Source organism: Pseudomonas sp. Q11 (assembly GCF_024494355.1).
GTDB classification, from domain to species: Bacteria; Pseudomonadota; Gammaproteobacteria; order Pseudomonadales; family Pseudomonadaceae; genus Aquipseudomonas; species Aquipseudomonas hefeiensis.
Map to the genome: position 1 here is coordinate 156,543 of NZ_JAKNQY010000005.1, position 14,604 is coordinate 171,146.

Consider the following 14,604-nt stretch of genomic DNA (forward strand, 5'->3'; position numbering starts at 1 on the left):
GCCCTTATTTTTTCAACGCATCATGCGCTTCCAGCGCCCGCAAGGAATAGATATACGCCGCACCGGCATTCAGCGAAACAGCGGTGGCCAGGGTGGCGGCGATTTCTTCGCGGGTGGCGCCGGCCTTGATGGCCGCATCGGTATGCACGCCGATGCAACCGTCACAGCGGGTCGTGATCGCCACGGCGATGGAGATCAGCTCCCGGGTCTTGGCATCGAGCACGTTATTATCGGCCGCGGCTTCATCCAGGGCCATGTAGGCCTTGACCATTTTCGGGTTGCTTTTGCCCAGGGCGCCGAAGGCACTTTTGATGGTGGGCAGCAGCTCGGTCCAGTTGATGAACATTGGGTAGACTCCATAGAGAGGGATTGGGTTAAACCCTTCCAGTCTTGACCATAAATAACGACCAAGCCTGTTAATTGATGAAAAGCACTGCCCGTCATTGGGCTCAGGGCTCGGTCCCGACCGGCAGCAGCTTCAAGGTGCTGCGGGTATTGGCCGTCACCTCTATTTCGGCCAGATGCGCCTGGTAGTACAGCCCCTCGATGTAAGCCTCGGCCTGGTCCTCGTAATGCTTGTCGAACGGCACGCCGCTTTGGCCAACGGGGTTGACGGTGACGCTGTGCGCCGGATCGGCGAAGTCGATGATGCGCCGGGTGGAAGGGCCATAGGTCACCGGCCAGGGCGCCGGACCGATTTTGGCCGAGAGGTTGTTGGGCACTTCATGGGTGCCGGGGGCAGCAAAGGGGCCGACGTTGAAGATCCGGTCCAGCGGCTTTTGCAGGCCCAACGGATGACCATGGGTCAGGGTGTGCGCCTTGCCCCATTGCCATTGGCTGGCATCCTCACCCAGGGTGGTCTTCAGGTGCGCCAGGCTCTTGCTCCAGGCGCTCATCACCGTTTCGGCACGGGTCTCCTTACCCGGGGTGGTGCGATCATCCCACCAAGGCGAATCCTCTGATGCCGCCAGGCGCGGCAGGGCGGCGTCGATCACCCGGGTCGACAGCGCGGTTTCAAAGAGCCCGTCGCCCAATTCATCGTGCAGGGCGGCGTCGGCCAGGTTGAACAGGAACTGGTTGAACAGCGTGGCGCTGATGGAGTCCAGCGGATAGTCACCCTGCCATTGGGCCAGTTGCTCCACCCATTTGCGCTCCTGGGGGTCGCTGACCTCGTTACGCAGCACCGGCAGCAAAGGCGCGAGCAAGCGCCGGCCGTAGGGGGTGGTGGTGCCCAGTTGCAGTTCACGGGTGGTGTCGATGTCCCACTTGGCCTGCTTGTCGCCCAACTGGAGGTTGAGTTTCTGGCCGCGGTCGGCAAGGTTGTAATAACCCGGAATTTCCATGCCGCTGGCCGACACTGGCTGGAAGTTGGCCGACACGATGTAGCCTCGCGCCGGGTTTTCTTCCTGGGGGTTGCTGCTGAAGGGGTAGAAACCTTCCTTTTGCGCTTCTGCGCTACCGCCATCGAGCATGAAGCCCGGCTTCACGCCGGCCGGCCGCTTGGGCAATTGCGCCGCGGCCCACCAGCCGATATCCCCCTTGGCGTTGGCCCACACCACATTCAGCCCTGGCGCGTGGATCTTGGCTGACGCGCTGCGAGCCTTGGCCAGGGTGTCGGCGCGATTGAGCTGGTAGAAGGCTTCGAGGATCGGGTTGCGGCTTTCCAGAAACCCCCACCACATGGCGATGGGCGTCTTGCCGGCGTGGGCGCCGAGGGCGTCGTTGACGATCGGGCCATGGGGCGACTGGCGCAGTTGCAGCGTCACCGGCGCCTGGCCCTTGACCGCGATCTGTTGTTCGCTGCGGGTCATGTCCACCCATTGGTCGCGATACCAGACCTGTTCGGGATTATCCGGGTTGACCCGTTCGACGATCAGGTCCAGATCGTCGTTCTGGAGCATGGTGATGCTCCAGCCGAAATCCTTGTTCATGCCCAACGACGCGAACGGCATCAGCGCCTGGTAATGCCCATAGAGTTCAAAGCCTGGTGCTGACAGATGCGCCTCGTACCAAACCGAGGGCGCGGAAAAGCGGATATGCGGGTCGCCTGCCAGCAGCGGCTTGCCACTGTGGGTGCGGCTGCCGGAGACCGCCCAGGCATTGCTGCCTTCGAACTGCGGCAAGCCGTTTTCGGCCAGGGCCTGTTCACTCAGGCGAGCCAGGGCGTTTAGGTCTTTCCAGTCGGCAGCGGCCAGGGGCAGGCCGCTCTTGTGACCTGCGGCCAGCACACCCTTGGGCTGCCAGTCGAGGTCGAAAATGCTCAGGTAGTCGCTGCCCAGTTGATCGCGTACGTAGGTCAAAAGCGGCTCGGTGCGAAACGCTGCCGCGAAGCTGTAGGCCATGTAGCCGGCAATGCTCACGGTGTCCTCTGCGGTGAAAGGACGCTTGGGGATGCCCAGCACATCGAACTCCACCGGCCTGGTGTGGGTTTCCTGGAAGCGGTTGATGCCATCGAGGTAAGCCTGCATCGCGATCCAGGCCGGGGACTGTGGGTCCTGTTCCGTCAGGTAGGTCGCGGCGCGTTCGCGAATGCGCAGGCTGCGCATCAGTTTGTCGGTGTCGAGCAGCTTTGGCCCCAGTACCTCGGCCAGTTCGCCACGGGCGAGGCGGCGCATGATCTCCATCTGGAACAGCCGGTCCTGGGCATGGACATAACCCAGGGCGCGGTACAGGTCGGTTTCGTTTTCAGCACGGATATGCGGCACGCCGCGTTCGTCGTAGCGCACCGTCACCGAGCCGTGCAGGCCTTGCAACTGCACGGTGCCCTGGCGGGTGGGCTGTTTGCTGTAGAGGTAGCCGCCCGCGACGATGATGGTGGTGACGACCAATGACAGAAAGGCGATGAGGGTGCGTTTCATGGTGAGTCCTTATTCTGGTGACAGCGGCTCCATGGTCTCGCTGTTGATTCCCTGTTTAGCATACGGCTGCTTCTCAGCGCATCGTCCGTCGGAGGGATTTTCCCCAAGTCGACTCGCGGGCGGGAGTATAGGCGGTGGAAGGTCTCGGGCAGCGGCTGGGCTTTGAAGGCCGGCGCCGCGAATCGCAAGGGGATATGAGTCGGCGTGTGTCGCGAGGGCCGGCGACAGGAGGTTCCTGCGGCCGGCTTAGGAGGGCGGTTTCAACCGGTGAGCGTCAAGCCAGCGAAGGATGGCCCGACGGGTTCATCAGCTTGGCCGGGTGTTGGGTGCGGGTTCGTTGGACGGCCCGCCCTGGGGACGCGCCTCGCCTCGTTCCGCCAGCTCCATATTGTCGCCAGCGCCAGGGTTTTTAGGCCTCGTGGCCAAGCTCTGAATCCACTCGGCACCTACGTTGAGCCCGGCGACAGTGGCTTGCGTAGCCAGCTGGCTAGCGCCGCGAGTGACGGTATAGAGGTTCTCGCCAGCGCGTCCCAAACCTGGGGGTTGGGTATGGGGCAGGCTGTCCCGGTTTGGATTGGTGATGTTCTGCCACGGTACGTTTGCGCGCGCGGTCAGGTCGTCCTTGCCGTCGTTCAGCGCTTTGTTTTCCAGCGGTGCCGCTACGCTGTTGGCGAAGAACGGAAGCAACGTCAGGCCCGAGGAGAAGAAGGTCGTGATGATCTGCTGCATTTTTTCCAGCGTCTCGGCATCTTCCCCTACCGCTGCGGCGTCTCCCACTGCGGTACGCATGGTAATACCTGCGCTTACGCCAACGATCCGGTTGGCATAGTCACTGATATTGGTCATGTTGGTCGGCAGCACTTTGCTTGATTCGGCAAATGCCTTGGGCAGCAGCTCCTTCCATTCGCGCGTTTCGTTTTTGACCCGATAGGTTGGAATCTTCTCGTCACCGTGGGTTTGAGAGTATTTGGCCACTGCCTGGCCGCCGGCCATGAAGGCGCCACCGACGGCGGAGGCGAGGCTGCGAGCGCCGATGCCCGAGGCACTCACGCTCGTGAACTGATTCAGGGTCTCTCGTACCGCGTGAGCCGCGCCGAAAGCGAGGTAACCGGTGAAGTCGCCACTGATGGTGCCAAAGTTATTGGCGTTTTGTTTAAGCAGGAAACCGGTGCGCTTGTCTTCCTGCGCCCTGTCGATGGCCTCGCGTTGAGGATTAGCGACCCGACGTCCGCCCACCGTAATGTCCTGCAGGGCCTTGGGGTACACCGACAGCGGATCAACCTTTTCCAGGCCACTGCCGATGGTTTTGTCGACGATGGTCTGGATTATGGGGCGTGCGCTGTCGCTGACCACTTTATGGGCGGCACCCAGGACAGCCGACGTTCCCGCAGAATGTGCGGCGAGGTGCGTACCCTCCAGTTGCTCGTCGATTGCCGCGGTGCTGGCACCGAAGTGAGCCGAGGAGGCGAAGCCCTGCGGGATGCCCGCGTCGGCAAATACCGCCAAGCCCGTCAAGAATCCACTGTGGGTCTTGAGGTCAGCGACATAGTCCTGGCGTCCGACGTTCTTCAGTGCGGTGTTCAATGTGTCGTTTTTCTTCGTTGCTTTTGCCAGTTCGCTAGGGTTGTCGTCCTCCTTTTTCAGGAACTCGCCAAGTTCCTCCTGGACCTTGGTCAACTGGCTCAGTTCAGCGGTCGCCTGGTCTCGTTTGGGCTGGGAAAGGCTCTCGTTGGTCGCTGCACTTTGCGCATGCTCGATTCGGCTTTCCATAAAGGTATTCAAGCGCGTGGGCATGTCTTGCGTCATGGCTTGCATGACACCTTTGGCATAGCCGCGAAAGGCGTCATGGCTGCTTTTTAGAGGCGGGAGATCCTTTTCTTGCGAGGTACTATCGATGACTTCCTGACACAACGAATGATAGGCGCCAAGGGTGTTACCCATGCGCTCGCAATGTTTGTCCCAGACGGCTTTGAAACCGCCGCCTTCTTTCCGGTCGCCCTCGTTCTTGCTCAGGTACTCGTCGAAGTCCTTGGTGAATGCCTCGGTTTCTTCCTGGCCCGAGAGCATCGGGTGGACCGTGCCGCCCAGCTCGCCCAAATGTTTTTGTACGTCTTGATAGCTTGTGCCAGGCGCGTAGCCCAATACTTTGCCTTCCAGGCTCATATGCTCGCGGGCATAGCCGATGGGATCACTATCAGGGGTTTTCTCGCTGAGGTTGTTGACCAGCCCTGTCAGGCGCTGCTGCCTGGTCTTGAGCGTTTGCTGGGTCTTGTCGGTCGGTTTCCCTTCGAAGTGATAAGGCACCAGGGGATTGGTGGAGGGACGAACCTGCCCGGACAGGCTGGTTCCCGCCGGCGTGATTCGATCGTCCTGCTGGTGCAGCGCCGCCGAACCGGTGCTTCGTCCTACTGATAAATCTGGCATGTCGTGCTCTCCTAGATTGACAGGGCGCTGTTGAGCCCGGTGCTACGGGGGGTGGGTTTGTGCTGGGTGGTCTTGGCGGCGTCGTTTGGGCTGGCGGCGTCGAAGAAGTAGCCATCTCGCCAAATCAACGCCATGTCCGCGGCGCCGCCCATCAGCCCGAGCAGGCGCTCGGCCGTGAGGTTTTCCAGGGGGACGTGGCCGATCAGGATCACTTGTTCGCTGTCGCGGTTGTAAGACAGGGAAGGGCAGAACGCCCCGCTCAGCAGGTACAGGTTGGTCTCCAGCAGCCGTTGCAGGACCGCTTCGCGATTCGCCACAGGCAACGGCCCGAAGCCGCAGTAGATAAAGACATCTCCCTCGCCCACGCCAGGGGTGTGTTTCAGGGAAAAGTCCACATCCTTGACCGACAGGTTTGCCTGTTCGTAGAACGCTGACGGGGAAGGAATCATCGTGAGTTCGCAGAGCTGATCGATCAGCTTGCAATAGGTGGGTGACGCCATGAGTGACCTCGCATTGTCATCCAGGCGCCGACGAGCGCCTGCTGCCCATGGTGAGTGACACCTGCGGCATTTCGGTTCCAACCGAGCGCCGCTGCAGCCCGATGCCTGAGTGAGCCGCGTGGAACCGCTGTCCTGCGATCTGCCACCCAATGGCGCCACCTCATTCAAGGTTGACCGCCCATGTCCCGATCACTTGCACCTTTGCCGGCCCTTCGATTCGTCCCCAAAGGGTTGTCCATGCTGGCCGTGGGGACCTTGCTGTATGGTTGCCAGCACCTCGAACCGCAGCTGACCATCGGCGATCCTTTCGCCAATGAGCCTTACCGCTCGCAACTGCGCTGGCTTGAGCCGGCGCCTACGGACACGATCATCCAGATCGGCGAGTCAGCCCCGCAAAGTGGCGGCAGCCTGTGGGCGCGCATGCGCCAGGGGTTTTTCTTGCAGGCCAAGACCCAGGGGGTGGCGCGCATCGATGAGCAGCGCCGCTGGCTGATGGCACGTCCGGCGTTCCTCACCCAGACCGGACGCGCCGGCAGCCGATACTTGCACTTCATCGTGGGCGAACTGAACAAGCGCAACATGCCGCTGGAACTGGCGCTGCTGCCGGCTATCGAGAGCGGGTTCAATCCAAACGCCCGATCGCCTGCCCAAGCCCTCGGCCTCTGGCAATTCATTCCCGCTACGGGGCGCCGGTACCAATTGCAACAGCGAGGCGACTATGACGAGCGCCGCGACATTCCGTCATCGACGCGGGCCGCCCTGGATTATTTGTCCTACCTGCACGATTACTTCGACGGCGACTGGTTGCTGGCGCTGGCCGCCTACAACGCCGGGGAAGGGCGGGTACGCGACGCCATCAAGCGCAATCGCGCCCGTGGCCTGGCGACCAACTATTGGAACCTGTCGTTGCCCGGTGAGACCCAGAACTATGTGCCGCGACTGCTGGCGCTGTCGCAACTGGTGAATACACCCGCAGACTATGGCGTGAGCCTGGCGCCCATTGCCGACCAGCCGTACTTCCAGATGGTCGCCTTGGCGCAGTCCGTGGACCTGGCACACCTGGCGCGGTTGTCCGGTGTGCATGAGCGAGAGTTGCACATGCTCAACCCTGCCGCGCGTGGCCGGGCCAGGGGGCGCTTGTTGATGCCCTTGGAAGCGTCGCGCAGGTTGCTGGCCCAACCGGACATGATCGCCAAGGCCGCGCTGCCTCGTGTGGCCGCTAGCGAAGAACAGGTGGTTGCCTCACCCGATACTGGCACGGCCCAGCCGCAGGTGGTGGAGGTGGCCGTGCCGCCAGGGGTGTGAGTCGCTCATCCGGGGTCTACAGGCAGCCCATCGCGACATTGGCCAAGCCGCGAGCGCGTGGGTCCATCAAGACGTAGGAGCCAATGGTGTTGCAGGCGAAGCCGAACGCCACCCCGCGTTCAGGGTCGGCAAACCCGATGGTGCCCCCGGCGCCCATGTGGCCGAATGCCTCGTTGCCCATGCCATAGCTGCCGTTCGCCACGTCCGGCTGGTTGAGCATGATGCCCAGGCCGAAACGTGTTGGGGTTTGAATGGTGGGGTCGTATTCGGCGCTGTGCTCGCGCAACATTTCGTTGAGCAGCGGCGATTCCAGCAACTGCCCGTCGAGCAGGCCGGCATAGAACGTCGCCAGGCTGCGGGCATTGCCGTGTCCGTTGGCTGCCGGTTGGGTCATGCGCTTCCAGCCGGCTTCGTTACTGCGCCCCAGCACCATGGGCGGGTTGGCGAAGGCCAGTGCGCTCATGGCGGTCGGCTCGTTGAGCACGTCCTTGAGCACCCTGCCAAACGCTTCATCGTCGATCTCGTCTTTGGTGCGTGCCATGTAGGCGCAGCGCGCGATGGTCGCGTCGTCCAGGCCGAGGTGGAAGTCCAGTCCGAGCGGCGCCACCACCCGTTGGTGAATGCTTTGCGCCGGCGGCAGGCCATCCACCCGGCGTAGCAGTTCGCCGAGGATCCAGCCGAACAGCAAGGGCGAATAGGTCTGCTGTTCGCCGGCCGCGGCCCAGGGATGTTCCTCGGCGATCAGGTCCGTCATGGTGGTCCAGTCGTAGAGGGTTTCCGGTGCCAGGGGCGTGCGCAGCGCCGGCAGCCCGGCACGGTGGCAAAGCACCTGGCGCAGGGTAATCGACGCTTTGCCGGCGTTGGCGAAGGCTGGCCAGTAGTGGCAGACCGGCGCGTCCAGCTCCAGGCGTCCTTCGCCGACCAGTTGCATGATCGCCACCGCCGTGAAGGGCTTGGTGCAGGAAAACAGATTGAGCAGCGTGTCGCGCTGCCAATGGCTGTCCGGTTGCGGCCCGGCAATGCCGGCCCACAGATCGATAACGGTTTCGCCGTCAATCTGGATGCAAAGGGCGGCGCCGCGTTCGAAAGGGCTCTGCATCAGCTGGATAAAAGCCTCTTTGACCGGTTCGAAGCGAGTGTCGCATTGGCCATGGATAACAAGTGCACGCGTCATGTCGGCTCCACGCAGGGTTGGTGTTTCCCTTTGAGTGACGCTGGCCGTGCAAACGGTTCATCGATAGGACGACCCCCTGTGGGATCTTTTTTGGCGAGCCCTGCCACTCAGGAGCAACGATTCATACCCCTGGAGAGTGTTCATGGCTTACGAGCGTACCCTTGATTTGAATAGCGACGCGTTTCGCGGCGAAGCTTATCGGCATTATGCGGCGCTGCGCCAGGCGTCCCCGGTGTTCCTCAGCCAGGCCGAAGGACAGTTGCCGATGTGGTACGTCACCGGTGCGCGGGAAGTCGAGCAGGTGCTGCTGGACAACGAGCGCTTCGCCCGGGACCCGTCGCGGATCGATGCGCAGTTCGCCGCGATGCTCGGCGGCGAGCAATCCATCGCGTTTCTTAACGACCACATGCTCAACCGCGATGGCGACAGTCATCGCCGCTTGCGTCGCCTGGTCAACAAGGCCTTCACGTTGAAGGCGGTGAACGCCCTGCGGCCTCGTATCGAACAGATCGCCGAGACGTTGCTGGAGCCAGTGCGGTCGAGCGGGCAAATGGATGTGGTGAGCCAATATGCATTTCCGTTATCGATCACCGTCATCGCCGAACTGCTTGGCGTCCCCGCGCAAGACCGTGACGATTTCCGCCGCTGGTCCCACATGATCGTCCAGCAGGTGGGGCATGACCTGAGCGAGTTGCAGCGTTGCTACAACGAATTCGCCGGCTACATGCTTGCGTTGATCGACCAGCGTCGAGCACAGCCGGGCGACGACCTGGTTTCGGCGCTGGCGCAGGTCGAGGAAGAGGGCAGCATGCTCAGCCAAAGTGAGCTGTGCAGCATGATCGCGCTGCTGATCATCGCCGGGCACGAAACGTCGGCGTCGATGATCGGCAATGCTGTGCACATGCTCGTGCAGCACCCCAAGGCGCTGGCGCGATTGCGTGACGAGCCGGCGTTGATGCCTGGTGCGGTCGAAGAGTTTCTGCGCTATGACTCCTCGGTGGAGCGGGCCATGGTTCGCTTCGTCACCCGGGACACCGAACTGGCCGGGCAGCGCTTGCTGCGCGGGCAACTGGTGATTGCGGTGGTGGGCTCGGCCAATCGTGACCAAGGACTGTGTGCAAATCCTGACACGCTCGACATCACTCGCCCGGCCTGCCCGCACATGTCTTTCGGCAAAGGCACGCACTACTGCCTGGGCGCCTCGCTGGCCCGGCAGGAGCTGGAAATTGGCTTGAATACACTTCTTCGGCGCTGCCCTGGGCTGCAATTGGCGGTCGATCCCGGCGCTGTACGCTGGCGCTATGTGCCCAACTTCAGGGGGCCGGCCGGGTTGCCGGTGTGTTGGTCGGTGGATTGATGAGAACGAGCAAGCTCGCGCTGGGTTCTGTAGGAGCTGGCGAAGCCTGCGATCTTTTGATCCTTTGATCCTTTGATCCTTTGATCCTTTGATCCTTTGATCTTTCGCTTGAGATGCAAGTGTCTGGGGAAAGATCGCAGCCTCGTTGCACTCGACAGCTCCTACGCAGCTCCTACGCAGTGCCTCCAGCGGGAGTCACAGGGCTTGTGCAAAAAATGGCATAGGCTCGAATGAGCGCAGGCCCATGCCTGAGAAAGAGGCGGCTCATCCGACGTCCAGCCGGACGAGCCGCAGACTCACGCCAGGCTGGCCTCCTCGTTTTGCGCCGGCGCTGAAAGGGTGGTGGGCGCCGTGTCGCCTGGCGTCAGGTGCAGTCCATAGAGCACGACGTCCGCGCGGCTATCTGCGAACCGGGCAATGCCGGGGAAACGTCCCCATTGCGTGGCGCCAAGCCCCTGTACGCCGCGTTTGCTGGTTTCGTTGTGCTCGATAATCCAGGCCACCAGCGTCTCGAAACCATACTGCCTGGCCAACACCACTGCGGCTTGGCCAAGGCGGATGCCTACGCCGCTGCCGATGTGGTCGTTGCGCACGTAGATCGACACTTCGCCGGTCAGTCGGCAGGCCTGGGCTCCCCAACAGAAGCGGTTGACGATCAACCAGGCGACGACTTCGCCGCCACGCTCGAGCACATAGATCGGGTCACCCTCCTTGACGAAACAGTCGACGAAGAACGTCATTTCCTTCAGGGAAAATGCTCTGAGTACGGGGGAACTTGTCCCTCCCAGAGCGCTTTCGTTGAAGATGGCTGTCATCACCGGCAAGTCGTCGGGGGTGTAGCGGCGCACGCCGCGTGGCAGGTCGGGCCGGCTGTTCAAACGATTATGGGTCATGGCCGGGCTTCTCCATAGACGCTTCGTTTGAGTTGTTCACGCGCGCGAAACAACCTTGAGCGCACGGTGCCAATGGGGACGCCCAGCCGTTCGGCGGCATCGCGGTAGCTGCTCTCGGTGTCCACGGCGGTCCACAGGGTATCGCGCATGTCCTTGGACAGCGCGTCCATGGCTAACAGCGTACGGTCCAACAGCCGACGGTTGTCGCACAGTTCACTCAGGTCAATGTCGTCACTGGACTCGTGGAACTCGCTTTCGTCGAAAGTACTCAGCGGTGGCTGCGCGTAGAAGCGGCGGAAGTGGTTGCGGATCAGGTTGAGGGCGATGCCACACAACCAAGTGTCCTGCTTTGCCAGCCCTTTGAACTTCTGCTGGTTGCGCCAGGCTTCCAGGTACGTGAGCTGGATGATGTCGTCGGCGTCGTCTTGATTGAGTACACGTTTTTGCACAAACAGACGCAGCTTGCGTTCCTCGCCGAAGCAGATGCCTGGCGCACCTGCGGGTGCCGGGGAGGTTTGCGGGGGGGCCATGAGGTTCAGGCTGTTCATCAATAAATCCCTCTGAATAGGTTCCATAGCGTCGATCAACATGTCGACGTTTCCCCTATCAGCAGGACCTGTGCCAAGCCAGATTAATGACTTATCAATTTGATAAATAAGGTTTTTTATTTAGTGCTTCTGCTCTATTTGTGCAAGGAGGTGCACAGCCGCGCCGAGTTTCACTGCATGAAATTGCACCGAGCGAACGCTCGGGAAGGGACCTGCCGACAACCCACCCGAATCGGTCAAAAAAGGCCATGCCGGTGATGGAACTGAATGCTGGATCGCCGCCACCCACTGAGCGTCCGAAACCACGCTCACGGCCATCATGAAAGTAGAAGCCCCGACAAATGCGCATACTGCCGTCAACCTCGCCCAGGCCGCTTCGGCCCTGGTGGGCATGGGCAAGCCTGTCGAATCGCTCCAGGCCGTGCAGTCCAATTCGATGGAGGAGGTCGGCATGACCTTCAGCCATCACGTGGAGCGCAATACCAAGGCGCTGAGCCAGCGGCGCATACGCAACGCCCGCAGCGAGGTGGGCCAGGTGCGGGTCGAGACGCGCGAGCAGTTGGAGGAGTGGTACGACCAACTCGGTCATCCAGGCAAGCAGAGCCTGGGGGCAATGGCGGCCCAGGCCGGTATGTTGCTGTGTGGCGAGCCGGTGCTTGAAGAGGTGGTGCAGTCCACCGGTGGTGACCCGGCCCGTACCGACCTGATCCTGCAGCAAACCTTGCGCGATGCCCAAGTACAAGGTCGTCTCGTCGAAGCCCAGCGCGCTCGCGACTACCTGCAGTTATTGCGCGAACGTTATGCGGCACAGATCCAGGCGGGCATGAACATCGCCGAGGCTTTGCGCGCTTCGGGCGGTGATCCCGAGCTGCGCCAGGCGGTAAGGCGGCTCTACTACGACACCGTGGTGCTCAAGCAGTCGTTGTCCACCATGATGCAGGCATTGCTTGGGCTGTTCGGCGAGGCAGCGTTCGTGCCGGGGCTGGACATGATGCGCCGGGCACTGGCTGACGACATCGCTGCGCACACACCGTCACGTCCTACCGCCTTGTTGCGCACGTTGTTGATCGGCCTGGCCGCCTCGACGCAACTGGGCAGTGTCCTGCACAGCTGCCGCCGTTTGCTCGAGCAACTGGCCTACAGTTGCCCGGCCAGCCAGCTCACGGCCGTGCTGTTGCTCCAGCGCATGCTGGGGTTTGTCAGCAGTGGTCTGTCGGCGGCGGAAGTACGGCGTATCGGGCGTGAATTGGGCGGAGCAGCGGAGCGGGACCAACTGGTCTCCCTGAACGGCCTGTACCCCTTGCTCAAGCGTTTGCCGCTGCCACTCTGGCGTGATAGCAAAAGTCGACAGACCGCGCTGAAGAACCTGTTGGTGCTGCTCGATGAGCGCTCCCGTGACGAGCCCCGCTGCCAGACCGCTGCCCCGGTGATTGGAGCGCGCTCATGATCGCCCTGTTGAACAAAGTCGCCAATGAAGCGGTGCGGCGCATCGAGGTGGTTGCGGCGTTCGTGGTGCTCGGCATCGTGTTCATGCTGATCCTGCCCTTGCCGACCCCGGTGGTCGATGCGCTGATCGCGATCAACATCTGCATCTCCTGCCTGCTGATTGTGCTGTCGCTGTACCTGCCACGGCCGTTGGCGTTTTCCTCGTTTCCGGCAGTGCTGCTGCTGACCACGCTGTTTCGGCTGGCGTTGTCGGTGGCGACCACCCGGTTGATCCTGCTCCAGGGCGACGCCGGTCATATCGTCCAGGCGTTCGGCGATTTTGTGGTGGGGGGCAACCTGGCGGTCGGGTTGGTCATCTTCCTCATTCTGACGGTGGTCAACTTCCTGGTGATCACCAAGGGCTCGGAGCGGGTCGCCGAAGTGGCGGCGCGTTTCACGCTGGACGCGCTGCCAGGCAAGCAAATGTCCATCGACAGCGACCTGCGCGCGAACCTGATCGATGTCAGCGAAGCGCGGCGTCGCCGCGAGGAATTGAACAAGGAAAGCCAGCTGTTCGGTGCCATGGACGGGGCGATGAAGTTCGTCAAGGGCGATGCCATCGCGGGCTTGGTGATCGTAGTGATCAATCTCATAGGCGGCTTTTCGATCGGGATGATGCAGCACGACATGGGCGCGTCCGAATCGATGCACTTGTATGCCGTGTTGACCATCGGTGACGGTCTGATCGCGCAGATTCCGGCTCTGCTGATTTCGCTCACTGCGGGCATGATCATCACCCGGGTGTCGCCCGAAGGGCAGCCGGCGGGTAGCAGCGTCGGCAAGGAAATCGCCCAGCAGTTGACCGCCGAACCCAAGGCCTGGGTGATTGCTTCGGTGGGAATGCTCGGCTTCGCGGCCCTGCCTGGCATGCCCACGCTGGTGTTCGTCGTTATCGCCTTGATCACCGGCACCGCGGGCATCGTTCAGCTGTACGCCCGCGCACGGCAGGCGCGCCAGAGCGAGCAGTCAATCGACGTCGTGGCCCCCGCCCAGAACGGCGCTGAAGACCTGCGCAGCTTCGACCCGACCCGTGCCTTTCTTTTGCAGTTTTCCAAAGCCATGGAAGGCAACGCGGCGGCCGGGGAGGTCATCCAGGCGATCCGCAAGAAGCGTAATGCGCTGGTGGCTGGCTTTGGCCTGACCTTGCCGCCCTTTGAGATCGAATACAGCGCGCTGCTGGAGGACGACGAGTTCCGCTTCTGTGTGCACGAGGTGCCGATGTTGCGGGCAACCTTCGGTGAGCGTGTGGCCGTGGCGCGCGGGCCGCTGCCGTTCGAACCGCTCGACGGGCAGGTCGGCAGCGAGGTGCGTGACGAGCATCAGTGGTTATGGCTGACGCCTGACGATCCGCTGCTGGCGGACGAGCGCGTGGAGGCAGTGTCTGCCGCCGAGTTGCTGGTGGAGCGGATGAGCCGCGCCATGTTTGCCACCGGCCCGCAATTCTTGGGGCTTCAGGAGAGCAAGTCGATTCTCAGTTGGCTCGAAGCGGGCCAGCCAGAGCTGGTGCAGGAGCTGCAGCGGACCATGCCATTGGCCCGTTTCGCCGCCGTGCTCCAGCGCCTGGCCGGCGAAGGCGTCCCGCTGCGCGCGGTGCGCCTGATCGCCGAGTCCTTGATCGAGCATGGGCAGCACGAGCGTGACGTCGGTGCGCTGACGGACTACGCGCGCATCGCCCTGAAGTCGCAGATCTATCACCAGTACCGCGACGAAGACGGCCTGCACGTGTGGCTGTTGACACCGGAAACCGAAGGCCTGTTGCGCGACGCGCTGCGCCAGACCCAGACGGAAACCTTTTTTGCCCTGGAAAGCCTGCATACCCGCGCCTTGGTGATGCAGTTGCGCGAAGGTTTCCCGTTGCGTGCCAAGCGCGTGGCCGTGCTGTTGGTGGCGCAAGACCTGCGGGCTCCGCTGCGCGATTTGTTGCGCGACGAATTCAATCATGTGCCCGTGCTCGCCTTCAGCGAGTTGCACAGCAACGCCCAGGTCACGGTGCTGGGACGCTTTGACCTTGAGCAAGAAAAACTCCGGATGGAGGATGCGGCGTGACGGGCTGGTCTCGG

Annotated in this window: 11 protein-coding genes; 4 read left to right on the forward strand and 7 right to left on the reverse strand. The window is 62.3% G+C overall.

Annotated features, from left to right (window positions below):
• Nucleotides 1–4 precede the first annotated feature (4 nt).
• The 4 genes from MA884_RS07900 to MA884_RS07915 form a co-directional block, all read right to left on the reverse strand.
• Entirely contained in the window at nt 5–346 is a 342-nt protein-coding gene (locus MA884_RS07900; protein WP_256229904.1) for a carboxymuconolactone decarboxylase family protein, read from the reverse strand.
• Between the two features lie 103 nt (nt 347–449).
• Nucleotides 450–2,858 (reverse strand): penicillin acylase family protein, encoded by a 2,409-nt coding sequence (locus tag MA884_RS07905; protein ID WP_256229905.1) that lies wholly within the window; start codon nt 2,856–2,858, stop codon nt 450–452.
• A gap of 306 nt (nt 2,859–3,164) precedes the next feature.
• Nucleotides 3,165–5,282, reverse strand: a complete 2,118-nt coding sequence (locus MA884_RS07910; RefSeq protein WP_256229906.1) for a type III effector — start codon at nt 5,280–5,282, stop codon at nt 3,165–3,167.
• A gap of 11 nt (nt 5,283–5,293) precedes the next feature.
• Nucleotides 5,294–5,782 (reverse strand): CesT family type III secretion system chaperone, encoded by a 489-nt coding sequence (locus MA884_RS07915; RefSeq protein WP_256229907.1) that lies wholly within the window; start codon nt 5,780–5,782, stop codon nt 5,294–5,296.
• Between the two features lie 180 nt (nt 5,783–5,962).
• Between MA884_RS07915 and MA884_RS07920 the strand changes: the two genes are divergently transcribed.
• Nucleotides 5,963–7,087 (forward strand): transglycosylase SLT domain-containing protein, encoded by a 1,125-nt coding sequence (locus MA884_RS07920; RefSeq protein WP_256229908.1) that lies wholly within the window; start codon nt 5,963–5,965, stop codon nt 7,085–7,087.
• Nucleotides 7,088–7,103: 16 nt separating this feature from the next.
• Here the strand turns inward: MA884_RS07920 and MA884_RS07925 are convergent, their stop codons facing one another.
• Nucleotides 7,104–8,261 carry a serine hydrolase domain-containing protein gene (locus MA884_RS07925; protein WP_256229910.1) on the reverse strand — a complete coding sequence of 386 codons (1,158 nt, stop codon included), beginning with the start codon at nt 8,259–8,261 and terminating at the stop codon, nt 7,104–7,106.
• Between the two features lie 142 nt (nt 8,262–8,403).
• Between MA884_RS07925 and MA884_RS07930 the strand changes: the two genes are divergently transcribed.
• Nucleotides 8,404–9,618 carry a cytochrome P450 gene (locus MA884_RS07930; protein WP_256229911.1) on the forward strand — a complete coding sequence of 405 codons (1,215 nt, stop codon included), beginning with the start codon at nt 8,404–8,406 and terminating at the stop codon, nt 9,616–9,618.
• A gap of 296 nt (nt 9,619–9,914) precedes the next feature.
• On the opposite strand, the gene MA884_RS07935 is transcribed toward MA884_RS07930, so the two are convergent.
• Together MA884_RS07935 and MA884_RS07940 are read right to left on the reverse strand one after the other, a co-directional pair.
• The gene (locus tag MA884_RS07935) at nt 9,915–10,511 is read right to left on the reverse strand and encodes a GNAT family N-acetyltransferase (RefSeq protein ID WP_256229912.1); all 597 of its coding nucleotides are present in this window, start codon (nt 10,509–10,511) and stop codon (nt 9,915–9,917) included.
• Complete coding sequence (locus MA884_RS07940; protein ID WP_256229913.1) at nt 10,508–11,059, reverse strand: RNA polymerase sigma factor; 552 nt, start codon at nt 11,057–11,059, stop codon at nt 10,508–10,510. Before MA884_RS07940 ends, MA884_RS07935 begins: the two co-directional genes overlap by 4 nt.
• 319 nt (nt 11,060–11,378) lie before the next feature.
• On the opposite strand from MA884_RS07940, the gene MA884_RS07945 reads away from it, so the two are divergent.
• Nucleotides 11,379–12,506 (forward strand): TyeA family type III secretion system gatekeeper subunit, encoded by a 1,128-nt coding sequence (locus MA884_RS07945; RefSeq protein WP_256229914.1) that lies wholly within the window; start codon nt 11,379–11,381, stop codon nt 12,504–12,506.
• Nucleotides 12,503–14,590, forward strand: coding sequence for a type III secretion system export apparatus subunit SctV (gene sctV / locus MA884_RS07950; RefSeq protein WP_256229915.1), 2,088 nt, complete (start codon nt 12,503–12,505; stop codon nt 14,588–14,590). The genes MA884_RS07945 and sctV overlap by 4 nt, the downstream gene beginning before the upstream one ends.
• Nucleotides 14,591–14,604: the final 14 nt, after the last annotated feature.

Excerpts from the sequence above, each read along its gene's own strand:
- MA884_RS07900 (WP_256229904.1), bottom strand. The coding sequence starts at position 346 with ATGTTCATCAACTGGACCGAGCTGCTGCCCACCATCAAAAGTGCCTTC.
- MA884_RS07905 (WP_256229905.1), bottom strand. The coding sequence starts at position 2,858 with ATGAAACGCACCCTCATCGCCTTTCTGTCATTGGTCGTCACCACCATC.
- MA884_RS07910 (WP_256229906.1), bottom strand. The coding sequence starts at position 5,282 with ATGCCAGATTTATCAGTAGGACGAAGCACCGGTTCGGCGGCGCTGCAC.
- MA884_RS07915 (WP_256229907.1), bottom strand. The coding sequence starts at position 5,782 with ATGGCGTCACCCACCTATTGCAAGCTGATCGATCAGCTCTGCGAACTC.
- MA884_RS07920 (WP_256229908.1), top strand. The coding sequence starts at position 5,963 with ATGTCCCGATCACTTGCACCTTTGCCGGCCCTTCGATTCGTCCCCAAA.
- MA884_RS07925 (WP_256229910.1), bottom strand. The coding sequence starts at position 8,261 with ATGACGCGTGCACTTGTTATCCATGGCCAATGCGACACTCGCTTCGAA.
- MA884_RS07930 (WP_256229911.1), top strand. The coding sequence starts at position 8,404 with ATGGCTTACGAGCGTACCCTTGATTTGAATAGCGACGCGTTTCGCGGC.
- MA884_RS07935 (WP_256229912.1), bottom strand. The coding sequence starts at position 10,511 with ATGACCCATAATCGTTTGAACAGCCGGCCCGACCTGCCACGCGGCGTG.
- MA884_RS07940 (WP_256229913.1), bottom strand. The coding sequence starts at position 11,059 with ATGAACAGCCTGAACCTCATGGCCCCCCCGCAAACCTCCCCGGCACCC.
- MA884_RS07945 (WP_256229914.1), top strand. The coding sequence starts at position 11,379 with ATGAAAGTAGAAGCCCCGACAAATGCGCATACTGCCGTCAACCTCGCC.
- sctV (WP_256229915.1), top strand. The coding sequence starts at position 12,503 with ATGATCGCCCTGTTGAACAAAGTCGCCAATGAAGCGGTGCGGCGCATC.